The organism is Bombilactobacillus bombi (assembly GCF_013607485.1).
Classification (GTDB): Bacteria; Bacillota; Bacilli; order Lactobacillales; family Lactobacillaceae; genus Bombilactobacillus; species Bombilactobacillus bombi_A.
This window is the reverse complement of record NZ_SCHP01000070.1, coordinates 1-4,799: the sequence shown is the minus strand read 5'-3', so window position 1 is coordinate 4,799 and position 4,799 is coordinate 1. Positions and strand designations below refer to the sequence as shown.

At 34.0% G+C, this 4,799-nt stretch carries 6 protein-coding genes and 1 other RNA gene; all 7 read left to right on the top strand.

Going from position 1 to position 4,799, the window contains the following annotated elements:
- The coding region (locus tag EQ827_RS07850) for a PTS sugar transporter subunit IIB (RefSeq protein ID WP_181190441.1) at positions 1-261 on the top strand (261 nt) is incomplete at its 5' end.
- A gap of 3 nt (positions 262-264) precedes the next feature.
- Positions 265-1,038: a PTS mannose/fructose/sorbose/N-acetylgalactosamine transporter subunit IIC gene (locus tag EQ827_RS07845; protein WP_181190440.1), complete on the top strand. Its 774-nt coding sequence runs from the start codon at positions 265-267 to the stop codon at positions 1,036-1,038.
- A complete protein-coding gene (locus tag EQ827_RS07840; RefSeq protein WP_181190439.1) occupies positions 1,025-1,873 on the top strand; it encodes a PTS system mannose/fructose/sorbose family transporter subunit IID in 849 nt (282 codons plus the stop codon). The genes EQ827_RS07845 and EQ827_RS07840 overlap by 14 nt, the downstream gene beginning before the upstream one ends.
- Positions 1,874-2,514: 641 nt before the next feature.
- Complete coding sequence (locus EQ827_RS07835) at positions 2,515-3,450, top strand: 2-dehydropantoate 2-reductase (protein WP_181190438.1); 936 nt, start codon at positions 2,515-2,517, stop codon at positions 3,448-3,450.
- 25 nt (positions 3,451-3,475) lie between these two features.
- Entirely contained in the window at positions 3,476-4,084 is a 609-nt protein-coding gene (locus EQ827_RS07830; RefSeq protein ID WP_181190437.1) for a class I SAM-dependent methyltransferase, read from the top strand.
- The gene (locus EQ827_RS07825; RefSeq protein ID WP_373563519.1) at positions 4,065-4,562 is read left to right on the top strand and encodes a nucleoside deaminase; all 498 of its coding nucleotides are present in this window, start codon (positions 4,065-4,067) and stop codon (positions 4,560-4,562) included. The genes EQ827_RS07830 and EQ827_RS07825 overlap by 20 nt, the downstream gene beginning before the upstream one ends.
- Before the next feature lie 104 nt (positions 4,563-4,666).
- An RNA gene (ffs, locus tag EQ827_RS07820) (signal recognition particle sRNA small type) lies at positions 4,667-4,755 on the top strand.
- Positions 4,756-4,799: the final 44 nt, after the last annotated feature.

Below are 4,799 nucleotides of genomic sequence, written 5' to 3'. Positions count from 1 at the left end.
GATAAATATAAATTATTTATTGTTGTTGAATCTGTAGAAGATGCATATAAGCTAGCTACTAAAGTTAATCAAATAAAAACCATCAATTTAGGGTTAATTAAGACTCGTCCTGGCACTCATAATATTTCTAAATCAATTAATATAACCGATGAAGAAGAAGAGATGTTAAGAAAACTGTTGGAAAAGGGAGTTGAATTAGAAATAAGACAAGTGCCTAATGATAAAAAAATTTTATTTAGATCAAATAAGAGGGGAGAATAATATATGCAAACTTTGTGGATATTTTTAATTGCCTGTATTGGATATTTAGATTATTTTACTGGGAAAACGTTGCTTACCCGTCCAATAGTTTTAGGACCATTAGTGGGATTAGCTTTGGGCAATTTGACTGCAGGATGTAAAATAGGTGCTACTGTAGAATTAGCAATGATGGGTGCTGTTGGAGTTGGTGCTGCTTTGCCACCAGAAGTAGTGTCTGGAGGTATTTTAGGTGTTGCTTTTGCTATTATTGGTCATAAAGATGCTGGTATGGCAGTGGCCTTGGGATTGCCAATTGCAATGCTGGTAATGCTTTTGCGCAATGTGCTTTTTATTGCTGTAGTTCCATTATTTACTGCTAGAGCTGATAAATATGCAGAGAAGGGTGATGCTAATGGTGTGGATCGTATGCATTGGTTTGGTGGAATATTCGGAATGTATTTACCATTAGCTATTTTGGTTACGGTTTCATTTGCTGCTGGTGGTGGTGTTATGAAGCAGGTGTTAAATATGGTACCTCAGTTTATTCAAGATGGATTAAGTATATCGGCTGGAATATTGCCTGCACTAGGTTTTGCAATTTTATTACGTATGATTATTAATAAAAAAATTATAGGTTACTTAATAATAGGATTTCTTCTAACGGCATATTTAAAATTGCCAGTAGTTGGTGTTGCATTATTAGCTGCTGCGATTATTATGATTCTTTTATACACAAATAATAACAAATCAAATAATGACCAAGCAAATACATTGGAGGTAGATGATGATGACTTCTAATAAGCAAGATGAAATAAAGAAGGAAAAAGTCTCTCAAATCACACATCGTGATTTAATGAATGTATTTTGGAGAGCTTTACCTTTTGAGATAAGTTGGGAATATGTTCGACAAATGCATGTAGGGTTTGCTTACAGTATTTCAGGTGTTTTGCGCAAATTATATCCTAATAAAAAGGATTTAAGTGAAGCCTTAAAAAGACATTTGGAATTTTTTAATATTACAACATATTTTGCACCCTTAGTATTAGGAATTTCTATCGCAATGGAAGAGAAAAACGCCACTGATGATGATTTTGATACAGATTCCATTAATAACGTTAAAGCTAGTTTAATGGGGCCATTATCTGGTATTGGTGATTCTTTATTTTTAGGAACACTTCGTATTATTGCTGCTGGTATTGGGGTTTCATTAGCTATGCAAGGAAATCCTTTAGGAGCAATAGTATTTTTATTACTATATAATATTCCTGCTTTTGCGGTACGTTATATAGGTTTATTTCAAGGATATAAATTAGGTACTAACCTGTTAGATAAACTTTCTCAATCTGGATTAATGGAAAAAGTAACTAGAATGACTGGTATAATGGGATTAATGACAATTGGATCTATGATTGCTACTATGGTTGTTATGAAAACCCCATTAAAATTTGGAATTGGGCATAGTGCTACTAAACTACAACCAATTTTAGATTCTATAATGCCATGTTTATTACCTGTCATGGCTACTGCTATTATTTATTGGATGTTGGGAAAGAAAATGAAAACAACTGTTATTCTATTATTAATTATTGTTTTTTCAATAATATGTGCATATTTTGGTATTTTAGCACCCTAAATAAAAAAATTCCAATAAGTACTTTGTAGTGATATTCAAACTTCTGCGGAGTACTTTTTGTCTATTCCTAATTAAAATAAAGCTTGAGCTAATTTTTATAATAATGGCATGTTGGAAGAAATCGTGTTATGTCAGATAATACCACTTCGTTTCATTTTTCTAGATGGTTTTGTGTAATGATAAAATATATATTAGCGGTAAATGAGCTTTTAATTAAAAAGTCTGTCTAATAAGTGGTTGATTAAAGAAACTTAGATTATTTACTATGTATTCAATTGGATATAGAGGGGATCAGGGCTATAGTAAAATAAAAGGTTTTAAATCCCTTAATAAGTTTTAGAAAACCTGATTTATTTATTAATTCTCGCTTGACTAATCGTAGGAAAGAGTTTAGACACATCACAATATACAATATAAGTGAAAGAAATTATATTGATCTATCTTCAATATAAAAAAACTTAGAATAGCTGCGATTGATAGGATTTTGTTGTTCCGCTTGAATTACCTGTCAAACTAAATATAAACTACTATATTAACCCTTAATAATAATGATTTTATCAATGCATTATTTGCTTTATAATTAATTGTGGTCTCATTGTCTTAGGGGCTTAGAAGTTAAATAATTTTTTAGGGGTATTATAATGAAAATTGCAATTGTTGGTGCTGGTGCTATGGGCAGCCGTTTTGCCTTAATGCTTCATCAAAGTGGAAATCAGGTTATTTTAATTGATGGTTGGTTAGAAAATGTGCGGGCGTTACAACAAAGAGGCTTGCAGGCTAATATTGATGGACAACATACTAATGTTAAAATTCCTGCTTATGATTTTACACAATTAGATCAATTACCAGATTATCAAGCAGATTTAATTATTGCTTTTACTAAGTCTAACCAATTGGATAAGGCCTTTTCTAAGGTGAGACCTTTGATTAGTCCTCAAACCTATGTTTTGTGCTTATTAAATGGTATTGGTCATGAAGATATACTAGAAAAATATGTTCCTGTTGAGCGCTTAATCTTAGGAATAACTATGTGGACAGCTGGATTAACAGGTCCGGGTCAAGTGACTTTAATTGGTAGTGGTAACGTAGAATTGCAAAATTTTGACGCTGCGGGCAAAGAATTTACTTTAAAAGTAGCAGAAGTATTTAGTCAGGCGGGGTTAAATCCTCAATATAGTACTAATGTCAAATATTCGATTTGGCGGAAGGCTTGCGTAAATGGAACCTTAAATTGCCTGTGTTCTATTTTAGGCTGCAATATTGGTGCCTTAGGAAAAACTTCTCAAACAAAAGCACTATTACAAACGATTATTGCAGAATTTGCAGCCGTAGCTGCGCATGAAGGAGTGGTCTTAGACCAAACAGAAGTTTATCACCACATTGCTCAAACATTTACTGCAGATATTGCTAATCATTACCCTTCTATGTATCAAGACTTAATCGCGAATCATCGTTTAACGGAAATTGACTTTATTAATGGTGCTGTTTGGCGTAAGGGTCAAAAATATGGCATTGCAACACCCTACTGTGCCTTATTAACAGAATTAATTCACGCTAAAGAAGAATTACTCAAATAAATTACGAAGAGAGGATTTTTAGCAAATGGAACAGTATTTTACTGAGCAACCAACTGCCATTCATCAAGAACGTAACTTTACCTTTAAGTTACGGAACTTTGTGTTCCAATTTACTAGTGATAATGGCGTTTTCTCCAAGCAAACGGTTGATTATGGCACCAGAACGTTAATTGAAGCCCTGGATATCATAGATTTACCTGCCGGTAAGTTATTAGATTTGGGGTGTGGTTATGGCCCTATCGGGTTAACGCTGGCGCGTTTATTGCCGCAAAGAGAAATTGATATGGTTGACGTTAATCAGCGGGCCATAGATTTGGCTCAAAAAAATGCTCAAAACAATCAGATTAATAATGTTCATATTCAAATTTCAAATATTTATCAACAGCTCCAGCAACAAAAATATGCAGCAATTTATACTAATCCCCCAATTCGTGCTGGTAAAGAGGTAGTCAGTACAATGATTGTGCAGGCACCACTGCACTTAGCTTCTCAGGGACAATTGTGGTTAGTCGTGCAAAAAAAGCAGGGCGAACCAACTTATAAAAAACTTATGCAGCAAGCTTTTGGTAATGTGGAGATTATTAAACGAGATAAAGGATATTACGTGTTAAAAAGTGTTAAAACCAAAAATTAAAGACTTATATACTGACGAAGAATTAACAGCCTATATGCAACAAACTATACTCGTAGCCCAGCAAGCACTAAAATATGATGAAGTGCCCATTGGGGCTTTAATTGTTGATAATAATACCAAACAAGTTATTGCGAGTGGATTTAATCAGCGTGAGGTTCAGCAACGTGCCACTGCGCATGCAGAAATTTTAGCAATCGAAAACGCCTGTCAAAAAACAGGCAGCTGGCGTTTAGAACATCATTCATTATTTGTAACTTTAGAGCCTTGCCCGATGTGTGCTGGTGCAATTATTAATAGCCGTATTGCAACTGTAGCTTACGGGGCTCATGATCCCAAGGCTGGCTCTGTGGGATCATTAACTAATTTATTTTCTTTAAATTATAACCATCAACCAGATTTTATAGGTGGGGTATTAGAACAGCAATGTGGCAAATTATTGACTGACTTTTTTAAAGCAATCCGGGCCCGTAGGAATTAAATAGATATCCTAAATGTTAAAACTTTGCGATAGTTATTGTACTTAATTTGAGTGATAACTATTGCAAAAAAACCGAAAATAGGGTAATATAATTAGTGCCGTAAGGCCAGAGGCAATGGTGGGCTTACGAATCGTGTCAGGTTCGGAAGAAAGCAGCACTAAGTAGGATTCCGTCATGTGCCTTTTGATATGATTATTGAGACTTCTAGCTTTTTAGCTAGAAGTTTTTTATTATAG

Bases quoted from the DNA above. Each gene is read 5' to 3' on its own strand.
- EQ827_RS07845 (WP_181190440.1), top strand. From the start codon at position 265: ATGCAAACTTTGTGGATATTTTTAATTGCCTGTATTGGATATTTAGAT.
- EQ827_RS07840 (WP_181190439.1), top strand. From the start codon at position 1,025: ATGATGACTTCTAATAAGCAAGATGAAATAAAGAAGGAAAAAGTCTCT.
- EQ827_RS07835 (WP_181190438.1), top strand. From the start codon at position 2,515: ATGAAAATTGCAATTGTTGGTGCTGGTGCTATGGGCAGCCGTTTTGCC.
- EQ827_RS07830 (WP_181190437.1), top strand. From the start codon at position 3,476: ATGGAACAGTATTTTACTGAGCAACCAACTGCCATTCATCAAGAACGT.